The organism is Mesorhizobium sp. P3_A2, from assembly GCF_056403115.1.
The window spans coordinates 53,109-66,636 of record NZ_JBFUGC010000005.1 but is presented as its reverse complement, the minus strand read 5'-3'; the positions used below and the strand labels follow the sequence as shown (position 1 = coordinate 66,636).

General features: G+C 64.2%; 11 protein-coding genes. 7 read left to right on the top strand and 4 right to left on the bottom strand.

The window, feature by feature from the left end; all coding sequences use genetic code 11:
* The first annotated feature begins 65 nt into the window (after positions 1 to 65).
* The 6 genes from AC1DXM_RS13235 (at position 66) to AC1DXM_RS13210 (ending at position 7,163) form a co-directional block, all read left to right on the top strand.
* Complete coding sequence (locus tag AC1DXM_RS13235) at positions 66 to 944, top strand: glucosamine kinase nucleotide-binding domain-containing protein (RefSeq protein WP_477233451.1); 879 nt, start codon at positions 66 to 68, stop codon at positions 942 to 944.
* Positions 941 to 1,723, top strand: a complete 783-nt coding sequence (locus AC1DXM_RS13230) for a GntR family transcriptional regulator (RefSeq protein ID WP_477233450.1) — start codon at positions 941 to 943, stop codon at positions 1,721 to 1,723. Before AC1DXM_RS13235 ends, AC1DXM_RS13230 begins: the two co-directional genes overlap by 4 nt.
* Positions 1,720 to 2,751, top strand: a complete 1,032-nt coding sequence (locus tag AC1DXM_RS13225) for an SIS domain-containing protein (RefSeq protein WP_477233449.1) — start codon at positions 1,720 to 1,722, stop codon at positions 2,749 to 2,751. The genes AC1DXM_RS13230 and AC1DXM_RS13225 overlap by 4 nt, the downstream gene beginning before the upstream one ends.
* On the top strand, positions 2,748 to 3,923 hold the full coding sequence (nagA, locus tag AC1DXM_RS13220) for an N-acetylglucosamine-6-phosphate deacetylase (protein WP_477233448.1): 1,176 nt from the start codon (positions 2,748 to 2,750) through the stop codon (positions 3,921 to 3,923). The genes AC1DXM_RS13225 and nagA overlap by 4 nt, the downstream gene beginning before the upstream one ends.
* Before the next feature lie 9 nt (positions 3,924 to 3,932).
* Entirely contained in the window at positions 3,933 to 5,045 is a 1,113-nt protein-coding gene (locus AC1DXM_RS13215; protein ID WP_477233447.1) for an NAD(P)/FAD-dependent oxidoreductase, read from the top strand.
* A gap of 66 nt (positions 5,046 to 5,111) precedes the next feature.
* Positions 5,112 to 7,163 (top strand): ABC transporter ATP-binding protein/permease, encoded by a 2,052-nt coding sequence (locus AC1DXM_RS13210; protein WP_477233446.1) that lies wholly within the window; start codon positions 5,112 to 5,114, stop codon positions 7,161 to 7,163.
* A gap of 62 nt (positions 7,164 to 7,225) precedes the next feature.
* Here AC1DXM_RS13210 and AC1DXM_RS13205 read toward each other — a convergent pair whose 3' ends face one another.
* The 4 genes from AC1DXM_RS13205 to AC1DXM_RS13190 all read right to left on the bottom strand — a co-directional run bounded on the left by AC1DXM_RS13205 (position 7,226) and on the right by AC1DXM_RS13190 (position 12,709).
* On the bottom strand, positions 7,226 to 8,740 hold the full coding sequence (locus tag AC1DXM_RS13205) for a malonate--CoA ligase (protein WP_477233445.1): 1,515 nt from the start codon (positions 8,738 to 8,740) through the stop codon (positions 7,226 to 7,228).
* A gap of 92 nt (positions 8,741 to 8,832) precedes the next feature.
* On the bottom strand, positions 8,833 to 9,564 hold the full coding sequence (locus AC1DXM_RS13200) for a GntR family transcriptional regulator (protein WP_477233444.1): 732 nt from the start codon (positions 9,562 to 9,564) through the stop codon (positions 8,833 to 8,835).
* Positions 9,565 to 9,932: 368 nt separating this feature from the next.
* Positions 9,933 to 10,610, bottom strand: coding sequence for a ribulose-phosphate 3-epimerase (rpe, locus tag AC1DXM_RS13195; RefSeq protein WP_477233443.1), 678 nt, complete (start codon positions 10,608 to 10,610; stop codon positions 9,933 to 9,935).
* 140 nt (positions 10,611 to 10,750) lie between these two features.
* Complete coding sequence (locus tag AC1DXM_RS13190; protein ID WP_477233442.1) at positions 10,751 to 12,709, bottom strand: hypothetical protein; 1,959 nt, start codon at positions 12,707 to 12,709, stop codon at positions 10,751 to 10,753.
* Between the two features lie 189 nt (positions 12,710 to 12,898).
* Between AC1DXM_RS13190 and AC1DXM_RS13185 the strand changes: the two genes are divergently transcribed.
* Positions 12,899 to 13,453 (top strand): dihydrofolate reductase family protein, encoded by a 555-nt coding sequence (locus AC1DXM_RS13185; RefSeq protein WP_477233441.1) that lies wholly within the window; start codon positions 12,899 to 12,901, stop codon positions 13,451 to 13,453.
* Positions 13,454 to 13,528: the final 75 nt, after the last annotated feature.

The window sequence follows — 13,528 nt, the reverse complement described above, 5'->3', positions numbered from 1 at the left end:
GAAACGGAAATTAATCCTTGGCTATTGGTATTTTATTGGTATTATCCGCCCGGAGGAGAAATCGCGTGAATTTCGTGCTCGGTATCGATGGCGGCGGCACCAGCTGCAGGGCAGCCCTTGCGACAGGCGATGGCTCTGTCATCGGCCGCGCCAAAAGCGGCGCCGCCAACATCCGCACCGATCTCACCGGCGCTCGCACTCATATCGTCGAGTCGGCGCGGCAGGCCTTCATCGCTGCTGGGCAAAACCCGGACCTGATCCCGCAGACCCCAGCCATTCTCGGCCTCGCCGGCGCCAATGTCGGCACCTACCGGCAGCAGCTCGAAGCGATCCTGCCGTTCAGCATCAGCCGCGTCGAGACCGACGCCGAGATCGCGCTGGAAGGCGCTGTCGGCTCGGGCGACGGCGCCATGGCCATTCTCGGCACCGGCACTGCCTATATGGCACGCAAGAGCGGGGTATCGCGGGCCATTGGCGGCTGGGGTTTCCAGGTCGGCGACCAAGGCAGCGGCGCCCGTATCGGCCGCGATTTGCTTGAACAGACGCTGCTTGCCCATGACGGTGTCCGCCCGCGCTCAGCCCTGACCGACAGCATGATGGCCACTTTCCGCAACAATCCCGAAGACGTGGTCGAATTCACCACCAACGCCAAGCCCGGCGATTTCGGCGGCTTCGCGCCCAAGGTGTTCGAGCATGCCGAGAAGGGCGACGCCGTCGCCAACTGGATCGTCGACAAGGCGGTCGCCGATGTCGAGGCATCGCTCGGCGCGCTCGACCTTTCCGATAGCGCCCCGCTCTGCCTGCTCGGCGGGCTGGCGCCACTCTATGCGCCGCGCCTTTCCCGGCGCTACCAGGCGCTGCTCAAGGCGCCGCTCGACGATGCGCTGGGTGGCGCCGTGCAGATGGCGGCTCGCATCTTCGCCAAAGCGGAGGCCGCGCGATGAGCGAGGCCGCCGACCAGATTTTCGCCACGCTGAAGCAATCGTCGCAAAGTGGCGCGCCGCTCTATCTGCAGCTCAGGAAAAGCATCGAGGACGCTGTCAATCGCGGCCTGATCGGGCCGGGCGACGCGCTGCCTTCCGAGCGCGACATCGCGACCAAGGCCGACATTTCGCGCGTCACCGTGCGCAAGGCGGTGCAGGATCTGGTCAAGGGCGGCATCCTGGTGCAGCGCCACGGTTCCGGCACCTTCGTTGCGCCACGCATGGAGCGCGTCGAGCAGTCGCTGTCGCGGCTGACCTCCTTCACCGAGGACATGGCCCGGCGCGGCATGGCGGTGCGTTCGGCCTGGCTCGACCGTGGCCTCTATGCGCCCTCGCCCGACGAGATGATGGTGCTCGGCCTGTCCTCCAGCGAACTGGTGGCGCGTGTGGCGCGCCTGCGCATCGCCAACGATACGCCGCTGGCCATCGAGCGCGCCTCGCTGTCGGCCAGCGTGCTGCCGGATCCGGCAGGAATAGGTTCTTCCCTTTATGCGGCGCTGGAGTTGACCGGCAACCGGCCAGTGCGGGCGGTGCAGCGCATTTCGGCCGCCAATCTCGGCGACGACGACGCACGCCTGCTCGAAGTGCCGCCGGGCATTGCCGGACTGCACATCGAACGCATTTCCTATCTGGCGAGCGGCAAGGTGATCGAATTCACCCGCTCCATCTACCGGGGCGACGCCTATGATTTCGTCGCCGAACTGCGCCTGACAGGGCCGAGCGAAGAGGGCCGACCATGATCCCCAACACCACCCATATGCGGCGCGAGATCGACGAAATTCCCGAAGCCGTGGCGCGCCTGCTCGACGGCTCAGCGGCGGTGCTGACCGAGGCCGGGCGTGGCATTCGCGAGCGCGACCCGAGCTTCGTCGTCACCGTTGCGCGCGGCTCGTCCGACCATGCGGCCACCTTCATGAAATATGCCGTCGAATTGACCGCCGGTCTGGCCGTGGCATCGGTCGGCCCGTCAATCGCCTCGATCTATGGCGCCAAGCTCAAGCTCGCGGGATCGGCCTGCCTGGCGATCTCGCAATCGGGCAAGAGTCCGGACATCGTCGCCATGGCGGAGACGGCGCGGGCAGGCGGATCGCTAACCGTCGCCATCACCAACACCGCCGATTCGCCGCTGGCGCGCGCCTCGGATTTTGCCATCGACATCCTGGCCGGGCCCGAACGCAGCGTCGCGGCAACGAAAACCTTCGTCAATTCGGCGGTCGCCGGGCTGGCGCTGATGGCGCATTGCACCGGCGACGACAAGCTGCTCGCCGCCCTTGCCCGGCTGCCCGAGCATTTCAGCAAGGCGATCGCCTGCGACTGGATGGCGCTGGCCGGCGCACTGGAGACGCCGCAGTCGCTGTTCATCCTCGGCCGTGGTCCGTCCGCAGCGATGGCCAACGAGGCGGCGCTGAAATTCAAGGAGACCTGCGGCATGCATGCCGAGGCCTATAGCGCGGCCGAGGTCATGCACGGCCCGCTGGCGCTGGTCGGGCCGGGCTTCCCGGTGCTGGCGCTGGCCGCCCGCGATGCCTCGGAGCCTTCCGTGGCCGAGGCCGCCGACAACCTTGCGGGCAAGGGCGCCGCCGTCTTCATCACCTCGGACAAGTCCAGGAGCGCACGGCCATTGCCGCATGTCGCCACGGGGCATCCCTTGACCGACCCGCTGACGCTGATCGTCTCCTTCTACGGCTTCGTCGAGGCCTTCGCACGCCATCGCGGCCTCGATCCGGATGTACCGCGCAATCTGCGCAAGGTGACGGAAACCGTATGAGCGACCGTTTTGCCCTGACTGGCGCCCGGATTTTCGACGGCGACGACTGGCATGATGATGCCGCCCTGCTCGTGCACGGCGATGTGGTCGAAGGCATTCATCGTGTCGGTGCCATTCCTTCCGACGTTGCCCGCATCGACACCGGCGGCGGCATGCTTGCGCCGGGCTTCGTCGACCTGCAGGTCAATGGCGGCGGCGGCGTCATGCTCAACGACCATCCCGATGTCGCCTCGCTTGCAACCATTTGTCGGGCGCACGCGCCGTTCGGCACCACGGCGCTGCTGCCGACGCTGATCACCGACACGCCCGCAATCACGGCCGCGGCGATTGCCGCCGGTACCGAGGCGGCGCGGCAAAATCTGCCGGGGTTTCTGGGCCTGCATCTCGAAGGACCGCATCTGTCCGTCGCCCGCAAGGGTGCGCATGACCCGGCCCTGATCCGGCCGATGACGGATGCCGACCAGACGGCCCTGATCGCGGCGCGCAAAAACCTGCCGGTACTGCTGACGACGATCGCGCCCGAATCCGTCGAGCCTGCCCGCGTCGCCGCACTCGCCAAGGCCGGCATAATCGTCAGTCTCGGCCATTCCGACACCGGCTACACCACGGCCAAAGCCTTTGCCGAGGCCGGCGCCAGCGTGGTCACGCATCTGTTCAACGCCATGAGCCAGATCGGTAACCGCGAGCCGGGGCTGGCGGGGGCGGCCATCGACATAGGCGGCCTGTCGGCCGGGATCATCGCCGACGGCATCCATGTCGACCCGGCGACCATGGCAATCGCGCTGCGCGCCAAGCAGGGACCGGGCAGGATCGTGCTGGTCACAGACGCCATGGCGACGATCGGCACCGACATGACCTCGTTTACCCTCAACGGCCGCATCATCTACCGCAAGGACGGCAGCCTGCGGTTGGCCGACGGCACGCTGGCCGGAGCCGATCTCGATATGATCTCGGCCGTCCGTTATGTGCACCGGGTTGTCGGGCTGGACCTGTCGGAGGCCTTGCGCATGGCCTCGCTCTATCCGGCGCAAGCCGTCGGCCAGGCGCACCGGCTTGGCCGCTTCGCCAACGGCACCGCGGCCGATATCGTCGCGCTGTCGGACGATCTCGACGTCAAGGCCGTGTGGATCGGCGGCGACAGGGTTTTTGCACGCGCGGACAGTCGGCGCTAAAGTCCATCCATGCATGATGTCGATTGCGTTGTTGCCGGGGCGGGTGTTGTCGGCATCGCCATTGCCCGTGCGCTGGCGCTGGCGGGCCGCGAGGTGCTGGTGGTCGAGAAGGCCGCAGCCATCGGCACGGGCACCAGTTCGCGCAATTCGGAAGTCATCCATGCCGGGCTCCACTATGCGCCGGGCAGCCTGAAGGCCCGGCTCTGCGTCGCGGGTCGCGAGCGCCTCTATGCCTATTGCCGCGAACACGGCGTCGCTCACCGGCGCACCGGCAAGCTGATCGTTGCCGTCGAACCCGACCAGTTGGACAGGCTGCAGGCGATCCAGATCAACGCGGCGCAATGCGGAGTGGGTGACCTCACGCTTTTGACGCGCGCAGAGGCCGAAAACCTCGAACCCGCGCTGACCTGCGCCGGTGCGTTGCTGTCACCATCGACCGGCATCGTCGACAGCCAGGCGCTGATGCTGTCGCTGCGTGGCGACGCGGAGGCCGCTGGCGTATCCTTCGCGCTGCTCACGACTGTTACCGGCGCGGCCATCGAAGCCGACGGCATCCGGATCGACACGCGTGACGCCGATGGTGAGGGGTTCCGTCTCAAGGCCGGTGCCTTCATCAACTCCGCCGGCCTCGACGCACAGGCATTGGCCGGCCGCATCGTGGGTTTTCCGCAAGACCTCGTTCCGCCGCTAAGGCTGGCGCGGGGCAACTATTTCGCGCTGTCGGGCCGCTCGCCCTTTTCGCGGCTGATCTATCCGGTGCCAGTCCATGGCGGTCTTGGCGTTCACCTGACCCTCGACCTGGGCGGCAGCGCGCGCTTTGGCCCTGATGTCGAATGGATCGATCGCGTCGACTATACCGTCGATCCCGGCCGAAGCGCCGCCTTCTACGAGGAGATCCGGCGCTACTGGCCCGGCCTTGCCGATGGCGCATTGCAGCCCGCCTATGCCGGCGTCAGGCCAAAACTTTCCGGTCCAGGCCAGCCGGCGGCAGATTTCATCATCCAGGGCCCGGCCGAGCACGGCGCTGGGCCGATCGTCAATCTGTTCGGCATCGAGAGCCCCGGCCTGACGGCGAGCCTGGCAATCGCCGACCATGTTGTGGAGCTGCTCAGCCTGAAATGACAGGGCTGCGGCTGTTGTCGTCTCAAGCTATGAAACCTTTTGATTTCGAGGCCGTTGTCGGGGCGTATGTCCGAGGCGAAACCCAAATCGAAACCGACCGACGGCATCAGACCGAGCGATGCCCCGAAGTCGCGCCGGGAAAAGCCATCACGACAAAAGCCGCGCGACCGACGAACGGGCGAGGAGAAGCCGCGCGAAAAGAAGCCGACGCCCGCCGACGCAGCGCCGGAGGTCGACGGCCAGGCGGGGCCGCCGCCGGAAGCTATCGAACCCGATCCGCAGCTGACGCCCGAAGAGGCCGAGCAGGCGCGCAAGAAATACCTGCTGCGGCGTTTCTGGATCAGCGCGCGCGGCTACTGGAGCCGACGCGGCGACCGGCTCGCCTGGCCATTCACGATCGGAGTGCTGCTGCTGATCTGCACCAACATCGGTTTCCAGTATGGCATCAATGTCTGGAACCGCTCGATGTTCGATGCCCTCGAGCAGCGCAACGCCCGCACAGTCTATTTCCTCAGCGCCGTATTCGTGCCGCTGGTGATCTGCAGCGGCAGCCTTGTCGTCGCGCAGGTCTACCTGCGCATGACGATCCAACGCCGCTGGCGTTCCTGGTTGACCACCGGGGTCGTCGCGCGCTGGCTGGCAAACGGCCGCTACTACCAGCTGAACCTCGTGGGCGGCGACCACCAGAACCCCGAGGCCCGCATGACCGATGATCTGCGCATCGCCACCGAGTCGCCGGTCGATTTCATCGCCGGCGTCCTCAACGCGTTCCTGTCGGCCTCGACCTTTATTGTCGTGCTGTGGACCATCGGCGGCGCGCTCACCCTGCCGATCGGCGGCGAGAGCATCACCATTCCCGGCTTCCTGGTCATCACCGCGATCATCTATGCCGCCATCACCTCGACCTCGATGGTGGTCATCGGCCGCAATTTCGTCCAGCTCTCCGAGCGGAAGAACCAGGCGGAGGCCGAGCTGCGCTACACGCTGACGCGCGTGCGCGAAAACGGCGAGAGCATCGCCTTGCTGGGCGGCGAGGAGGAGGAGCGCGGCGGCATCGACAGGAATTTCGGCCATGTGCTGAGGCAATGGGCGCTGCTGACCGGACAGCACATGCGCACGGCGGCGGTGTCGCAGGGATCGAGCCTGTTTGCGCCGGTCGTGCCGATCCTGCTGTGCGCGCCAAAATTCCTCGAAGGCTCGATGACGCTTGGCGAGGTGATGCAGGCGGCGTCTGCCTTTGGCATCGTGCAAGGCGCGTTCGGCTGGCTGGTCGACAACTATCCGCGTCTCGCCGACTGGAACGCCTCCGCGCGGCGCATTGCCTCGCTGATGATGTCGCTCGACGGGCTCGAGCGCGCCGAGCAGAGCGATGCGCTCGGACGCATCAACCGGGGCGAAACCGAAGACGGCGCCATCCTCAGCCTCGACAATCTTTCCGTGACACTCGACGACGGCACCTCCGTGGTCAAGGAAACCGAGGTCGTGATCGAGCCGGGCGAGCGGGTGCTGGTGGCTGGCGAATCTGGTTCAGGCAAGTCGACGCTAGTGCGGGCCGTCGCGGGCCTGTGGCCATGGGGCGGCGGCAGCGTCAATTTCCACGCCGACAGGCGCCTGTTCATGCTGCCGCAACGCCCCTACATCCCCACCGGCACGCTTCGCCGCGCGGTCGCCTATCCCGCGGCGGCGGACAAGTGGACGATCAAGCAGATCAAGGCTGCCCTCGACAAGGTGGGGCTTGGCTATCTCACCGACAGGATCAGGGAAGACGCGCCATGGGACCAGACGCTGTCGGGTGGCGAAAAGCAACGCCTCGCCTTCGCGCGCCTGCTGCTGCATCGCCCCGATATCGTGGTGCTGGATGAAGCGACTTCGGCGCTCGATGAGAAGAGCCAGGACACGATGATGAAGACGGTGATCCGCGAACTGCCTGATGTCACCATCATCAGCGTGGCGCACCGCGCGGAGCTCGAAGCCTTCCACAGCCGCAAGATCACCCTGGAAAGGCGTGAGGGCGGCGCCAAGCTCGTCAGCGATGTCGACCTCATCCCGCGCAAGCGCAAACGCAGCCTGCTGAACCGCGCCCTATGGGGTTCCGGCACTCCAAAGCCGCGCAGGTAGGGACGGTACTACCGCGAACAGGTGACCGTGGAGTGCCTGAAGCCAAGTGATTAGCCGGCTTCTTAACGGCCGTAGAGGCCCTTGTAGGTTTCGCGCAGCAGGTTCTTTTGCACCTTGCCCATCGTGTTGCGCGGCAATTCATCGACGAAGATGACCTGCTTCGGGTGCTTGTATTTCGCCAACTGGCCGGCAATGGCGCCAACGATCTCCGCGCCGGTAATCTGCGAGGCAGGCGCCCGCACCACGACAGCGGTGACGCCTTCGCCGAAATCGGGATGTGTAAGACCGATGACCGCACTTTCCACGACGCCGGCCAGCGCGTCGATCTCGCTCTCGATTTCCTTCGGGTAGATGTTGTAGCCGCCGGAAATGATCAGGTCCTTGCCGCGCCCGACAATGTGGACGTAGCCATCGGAATCGATGAAGCCGAGATCGCCGGTGATGAAAAAGCCGTCGGCGCGGAATTCCGCCTTGGTTTTCTCCGGCATGCGCCAATAGCCGGAAAAGACATTCGGCCCCTTCACCTCAATCATGCCGACTTCACCCTGGGCTAGCGCAGCACCACTGTCGGGATCGGCTATGCGCAGCGAAACGCCGGGGAGCGGGAAGCCGACCGTGCCAGCGCGGCGCTCGCCCTCGTACGGGTTCGAGGTGTTCATGTTGGTCTCGGTCATGCCGTAGCGCTCGAGGATCGCGTGGCCGGTGCGCTCGCGCCAGGCCTTGTGCGTTTCTGAGAGCAGCGGCGCCGAGCCGGAAACGAACAGGCGGATATTCTTCGCCGCCTGCGCGTCGAGTCCCTGTTGCTGCAAGAGCCTGGTATAGAAGGTCGGCACGCCCATCAACACCGTGGCGCGCGGCAGAAGCGAGACGATGCGGCTGGCGTCGAATTTCTGCTCGAACAGCATCGAGGCGCCGGCCATCAGGGCGACGTTGGTGGCGACGAACAGGCCATGCGTGTGGAAGATCGGCAGCGCATGGATCAGCACGTCGTCCCTGGTGAAGCGCCATTGCTCGACCAGCACGCGCGCGTTGGAGGCCAGGTTTTCGTGGCTGAGCATGGCGCCCTTCGAACGGCCGGTGGTGCCCGATGTGTAGAGGATCGCCGCGAGGTCGTCCGGCCCGCGCGCCATATCGTCAGAATCCGCGGGCTGTTGCGCGGCCAGTTCGGTCAGCGAGCCTTCACCGTTGCTGCCGAGTGTGGCGGTAACTGCGCCCGAAGTCTTTGCCAGCGGCGCGATATCGCCGGCCCGCGCCGGGTCGCAGACGACCAGCCGCGGCTCGGCATCGCCGAAGAAATAGCCGAGCTCCGTCAACGTGTAGGCGGTGTTGAGCGGCAGGAAGACCGCACCGGCGCGCAGGCAGGCCAGATAAAGGAAAATGCATTCGGGGCTTTTTTCGACCTGCACCGCGACGCGGTCGCCGGGCTCGACGCCCAAATGCTTCAGCGCCTGCGCCAATTGCGCCGACCGCGCCAGCATGTCGCCATAGCGGATCGAACGCCCGTCATCGGTCTCCATCAAGGTGCGCTCGGGCGCAGGCATGGAGTCGCGAAAGGCGTCGAACAGATGATTGCTCATACGTCTTCCCTAGCGCATGGTCTCGAAAAAAAACAACCGCTTTTCGGAACACCCCTGCAAGCAGATTTCGGATCGAAAAACCGCAAGTGTTGCTATCTGCGGCCGCGCAACGCCTTGCTTGCCCCGAGATCGCCGCTCTCGTTGAAGCGCTCCATGCACATGGCTGCCGTCAAACGGTAGTGGTTGAGCAGCGCTTCGACGGCGCCATCGGCATCGCCATCCACGGTGCGCTCGGCAATCAGGCGATGTTCGCCGATATCGTCGCGCTCGGCCCCGTCCTGGGAGATCAGCCGGTAGCGGGAGGCCTGATCGGAAAGCTGGTCGCAAAAGCCGGTCAACCAGTGCGACCGGCAGCCTGCGATAAGTGCCCGATGGAAGGCGCGATGCAGCTTTTCCCATTCCGGATTGTTCGAGGACGGATCCTCCGGCAAACGGCGCTGCGCGCGCGCCAGCCGATGCAAGGCCAGCACCAACTGCTCTTCCCATTCGCCGGTGCGGTTGGCAATGGATTCACGCAGCGCCCGCTCTTCCAGCCAGCATCGGGTGCGTGTCAATTCCTCGAGTTCCGGGGCACTGACCGGCATGATGAAGAAACCGCGCTGGTCGTGCCGGCCAAGCAGGCCTTCCGAAGCAAGCCGGTTGAGAGCCTCGCGAACCGGCGAGGCGCCGGCGCCGTAACGGGAAACCACCCATTCGACACGAAGCTTGCTTTCACTTTCAAACACGCCGCGCAGGAGATCGTCGCGAAGCTGTTGATAGACCGTACTGGCGAGTGTGCTCTTGGCCCCCGCGCCTTCAATCATATCGGAAGATCCGTAGGTCAATATGGCTCCTGTCGCTCTCCCATGCTCCGCCAGCCCGTTCTCGAAGCAAACGATTCGCCCGTACTTGTACTATATGCCTTGAGGCATCCATGGCTCAAGGGGAAGGTCACGATATTCGACTTAAAGAGGAAGGTTGTACGCATCTTACTCCGAGGAAGTAACGAATATCGTGAAAAACTTGTTCTTATGAAGAAACTTTGTCCAACGGTGTGGCCCGCGTCTTCGCGACATGGTTGTGAGATCAGGAATACGGGTAATTTTTCCTTAACGCGCGTCAGATTGGCGAGCTGCGCCCTCCCGTAACAGGGGCGCCTTGGAGGATCGGACCAATTGATCAGAACCGCCGAGAATTTGTCTTGAAGCTGATGTCAGCCGGCAGCCCGGTCGGCCGCGGTTCGGATGGCTTCGATATTGGCCCTATAGGCTTCAACGCTGCCGCCTTTGAAGACGGCGGCGCCCGCCACCAGCACGTCGGCGCCGGCCGATGTGACCAGGGGAGCCGTCTCCGGCGACACGCCGCCGTCGATCTCGATGCGGATCGGCCGGTTGCCGATCAGCGCCTTGACCCGCTTGACCTTGTCGATCATGGCCGGGATGAAGGCCTGGCCGCCAAAGCCCGGATTGACGGTCATGATCAGGATCAGGTCGAGCCGGTCGAGCACATATTCGATCGCGCTTTCCGGAGTCGCCGGATTGAGCGACACGCCAGCCTTCTTGCCGAGACCCTTGATGGTCTGCAACGAACGGTCGAGATGCGGTCCAGCCTCGGCATGCACGGTCATGCCGTCGCAGCCGGCATCGGCAAAGGCGGCCAGATAGGGATCGGCAGGCGCAATCATCAGATGGCAGTCGAAGAAGGCCTTGGTGCGGTTGCGGATGGCCTTGATCACCGGCGGGCCGAAGGTGATGTTGGGCACGAAATGCCCGTCCATGACGTCGAGATGGATCCAGTCGGCGCCGGCCGCGGCCACCGCCTCGACCTCGTCGCCAAGCCTCGAGAAATCCGACGCCAGCACCGATGGCGCAATCAGGGTCTTCCTGGCCATGTCCGCTTCCCGTTGTTGAGCTTGCTTCCGCCCTAATCGTCTCGGCGCCGCTTGTCGACAGGAATCCGGTGTGGGCGACTGATCCACACAATGCAGAGAGGCGGCAGTGGGCCGCCTCTCCAGGTCTGTAGCGTCAAATTTCAGTTCACGTGACGCCGCGGCTTGGCCAATCCCGGCGCAAACAGCTTGCCGCTGCCTTGCTTCACTCTCTGCAGATTGAACGTCTTGACGGGTTGCTTCGGCACGCAATGTCCACGCACCAGCTTTTCGGTCGTCTGGCAGCCAGTGGTGATGATGGCGTCCTTCACGCATGCCTTGCCGACCGGGTGGTAACCGCGTTTGCAGTCGATGATGACGGGAGGCTTGCGCACGCATTTGCCGTTGATGCGCAATTCGTCGCGCCTGCACTGGTCGGCGACTACAGGGTTCCTCACGCATTTCAAGCCGACCTGACGATAGCCTGGCAGACAGTGAATGCTGACGCCGATGCACCTGCCGTTGACAAGCTTTTCGGTGCTCTTGCACGCGGCAACGATCGGCTTGTCGATGCATTTGCCGCGCCGCAATGTCTGGCTGGGCAGGCATTTGCGGCCGGGATCGACGACGACCGGCGGCAGTCTCGGCTTGCCGAAGTCCGGACGCGTGCTGGAGACGAGATCGTCAGCCTCCGGTTCGGAGGTGCGCTTGATGCAGGTGAAATCCTCCTTGTCCGTATCGACGGTGGCGATGGAGCCGTTCTGCTTGATCTCCTGCAGCGTGCACTGGATCGAGCGGGTTCTGACGATGCTGAGATCATGTGCCGCGCTGGCTTTGAAGACGCCGCCATCGTTGAAGGCGACCGTGGTGCCGGTGAAGAAGGCGCCGTTCGAACAGCCGATCCGGTAGTGAAACGCGCCGGGCTCGTCGCGGCTCACCTCGAATGCGACCTGGCCCTTGCGAGGGCAGAGTTTTCTCGCTCCTGCGCTGTCGGAAACGGTCACTTCACCTTGCCAGTCGGCCTTTGCCGGCGGGTTGTCGGGATCGGTCTGCGGTGCGTCGGTGAAGCCACCGCCGCCGGCGCCGGTACAATGCACCGTGATGTCCTTCCAGCCGTCGAAGGGTTCGAACGGTCCATTGCCGACAATCTCGGTCTTGTACTGGAAATAGGCCGTGGCGCCGACGTTCTCCCACTTCTCATAGTTGGCGTAATAACCATTCTTGCTTGCGTCATACGATGCCCACGCCTGCTTGAACTCGGAGGTGATCGGTCCGCCGTCCTTCTGTCGCCAGATGCGCATCGAGACCGGTCCGGCCTGGTTGGCCTGCGCCCGGCTGGTAACCTTGAGCGAGGGACAGACAGTGCCAGGAGTCGAGCCCGGTTGGTTCGACTGGTAGGTGGTCAAGAACAGCTTGACGTTCTCGACCTCGAACTTGCCGAAATCGGCAGCGATGTCCTGGACATCGGGCTTGATCACCGGGTCGCAGACAACCTGCACCTGGAAGGTGCCATGCGCGGCGTAGTTCGAATCGAAAAGCGGATAGGGCCAGCTGCCCTGCTGGGTCTCGGCGACGGCATTGCCCATGTCGAGCGCTTTGTCGGTAAGTGCCGTGAAGCTGGCGTCGAATGTGTGGCTGAACGAATAGGATTTCGTCGGACCGTCGGCCTGCAGGTGCTGGTTGCACCTGGCGATGATCTGGTCGCCATAGGGCACGACGGCAATGCCGGTGTTCGACGACAGGGGTATATTGGCCGGATCAAAGGCGAAGTTTTCCTGGTGGTCGTAGTCACGGCTGACCGGTGCCGCGCTCCAGATCGGCGGAAACGGGCCGCATTGGCCGGGTCCGCAGACGCCGAGTGCGACACCGACATCCTGAACGTAGCCGGGCCAGCGTGTATCGATCTTCATGTGGCCCCAGAACTGGACGGTGCCGCTCTTCAGCCTGTCCCATTTCTGCTTGTCGCTCGAAACGACGTGAAGCGTGGTGTTGGCGCTCTGCGTGTCGAAGGACATCGACTTGATGTTGGCCTGTTCGGCGAAGGCCGACGTGCTGGCGAGCGCGGCTGCGATTAAGGCAACAGTGGTCGCCGTGTTGCGAAAGATATAACGGGGTGAAGACATTTTCTCTCTCCTGAAAGTGTTTCCTTCAGGAGTGGGTCATCCCGGCCGGCGCGAAGGTTCACAGCGACAGAACATAATTGCTGGTCCGAGTGTTGGCCCCGGTGATCCACCGGAGTCCGTTCGCTCTTTGATATCTGATTGCAAATCGCAATCAGATATATAGCCTATAGGCATCGAACGGAGGTACACGTGGGAAAGATCGTCTATTCCATGCTGACGTCGCTGGACGGCTACATCGAAGGGCCGTCCGGCGACATCGGCTTGCCGGCACCCGAAGAAGACTTGCACCGGCATTTCAACGGCGAGATGCGGCGGACCGCGATCGCGCTCTGCGGACGCCGGATGTATGAGGCGATGCGCTTCTGGGACAGTCCGGAGCGCGAGACCGGGGACGAGGTAGAGCGGGATTTTGCCGATGCCTGGCAAAAGACCCCGAAGATTGTGTTTTCGACCACGCTTAGCGACGTCGGACCCAATGCCCGGCTGGTGAGTGGGGATGTCGAAACCGTTGCAAGTCAGTTCAAATCGCAGACGGAGGGCGAAATCTCCGTCAGCGGCGCCGATCTTGCCGCACAATTTGCGCGCGCGGGCCTGATCGACGAATACCGGCTCTACATGCAGCCGGTCGTGCTGGGCGGCGGCAAGCCGTATTTCCAGTCCGGCCTGTCGCTGACCTTGCAGCCGCTCGGCACGCAAAGCCTTGCCCAGGGCGTGACGCTGCTGCGCTACGCGCCCGCCAGCTGAGATTCGGCCTGGAACAGTGTGAGGATCGACAACTCTGCCGCCTGAAAGAACCCCCGCCGGATCGCTCCGGCGGGG

Excerpts from the sequence above, each read along its gene's own strand:
- rpe (WP_477233443.1), bottom strand. The coding sequence starts at position 10,610 with ATGGCCAGGAAGACCCTGATTGCGCCATCGGTGCTGGCGTCGGATTTC.
- AC1DXM_RS13225 (WP_477233449.1), top strand. The coding sequence starts at position 1,720 with ATGATCCCCAACACCACCCATATGCGGCGCGAGATCGACGAAATTCCC.
- AC1DXM_RS13210 (WP_477233446.1), top strand. The coding sequence starts at position 5,112 with ATGTCCGAGGCGAAACCCAAATCGAAACCGACCGACGGCATCAGACCG.
- AC1DXM_RS13205 (WP_477233445.1), bottom strand. The coding sequence starts at position 8,740 with ATGAGCAATCATCTGTTCGACGCCTTTCGCGACTCCATGCCTGCGCCC.
- AC1DXM_RS13190 (WP_477233442.1), bottom strand. The coding sequence starts at position 12,709 with ATGTCTTCACCCCGTTATATCTTTCGCAACACGGCGACCACTGTTGCC.
- AC1DXM_RS13215 (WP_477233447.1), top strand. The coding sequence starts at position 3,933 with ATGCATGATGTCGATTGCGTTGTTGCCGGGGCGGGTGTTGTCGGCATC.
- nagA (WP_477233448.1), top strand. The coding sequence starts at position 2,748 with ATGAGCGACCGTTTTGCCCTGACTGGCGCCCGGATTTTCGACGGCGAC.
- AC1DXM_RS13230 (WP_477233450.1), top strand. The coding sequence starts at position 941 with ATGAGCGAGGCCGCCGACCAGATTTTCGCCACGCTGAAGCAATCGTCG.